A 1,023-nucleotide genomic window follows, 5' to 3' on the forward strand; every position below is an offset into this window, starting at 1 on the left:
GGATCACGCCAGCGATAGGCCTGCATGATCGCTGGCAGGCTTTCTCCGGCCGCAAAATTGTCCTGCGCGACGCCGACCCTGATCGAGTGGCTCGAGACCGCTGCGACCCAGCGTTCAACCTCTTTTTCGCCCATGGCGCCGAGCAGCTTCTTCTCGAAGGCCTGACGGACAAGACGTTTGTAGATAATTCCGATCGTGCCGGGGTGGAGCGCACCCTGACCAACCGACCGCACACTGCCGTCAAAGTAGGTTTCTACCCTTCGGAACAGCGGACCTTTCGAGATCCCACCTTTGTCACGCCAGCGATCGATCGCCCTCATCGTCGCCGGCGATAGATAGGCGTGCGCGCCCTGCCCTTCCCGGTCGGTCTTACTCTTCGGGATCAACAGGGTGCCCGCCCCCTCCCCGTCGGGCCCGTCGATATGGGTGAAGTCAATCGCGACCAACTCGGACCGGCGACAGCCCGTATCGTAGGCGACCCGAAGCAACGCCTCATCCCGCGCACCGAGCATGTCCTTCCGACAGGCTTTGATCAGCGCGGTGAGTGACACACCGGCCGCAGGCCCATCGAGATCTGTGACGTCGCCTTTGAAGCGGATCGCCCGTGCCTGGGTCTGCCGCACGCCCACGGCCTTGCGAGCGGCCTTAAGCTCGAGCCGCACCAGCGGCGCCGCGGTCGGGTCCTCCCGTCCCGCCATACGATAGGCCCAGCCGATATGGACCAGATAGCGCGCGATCGTCGCCGCCGAGCGCGCTCCAGTCGCGCGTGCCGCTTCGGTGCTGACATCTTCGCCAGAGAGAGCCCGGACGTAGCCAGCGACCGTCTGCGCGGTCGCAGCCCCCGTCTGCACATGGGATCGTCGGCACCAGAGATCCCAGAGGCGTAGATCGGCGAGGAACGCGCGCACTGTGTTCGCCGACCATGCGCGTGAGGCCGCAGCAACGAGCTGCGGATCGAGAAGGGCCCGCTGCGGCGCGAGCGCCTTCACCTCGCCCACGATGGCTTGAAGGGCGCTGTCTGGG

1 protein-coding gene is annotated in these 1,023 nt (G+C 65.8%); it reads right to left on the minus strand.

The window, feature by feature from the left end; translation table 11 throughout:
- On the minus strand, positions 1 to 1,001 hold a 1,001-nt coding region (locus RH90_RS21940; protein WP_232280480.1), incomplete at its 3' end, for a tyrosine-type recombinase/integrase.
- Between the last annotated feature and the right edge of the window lie 22 nt (positions 1,002 to 1,023).

Origin of the sequence: Sphingomonas sp. PAMC 26605 (assembly GCF_000241485.1) — a bacterium.
Classification (GTDB): domain Bacteria; phylum Pseudomonadota; class Alphaproteobacteria; order Sphingomonadales; family Sphingomonadaceae; genus Sphingomonas.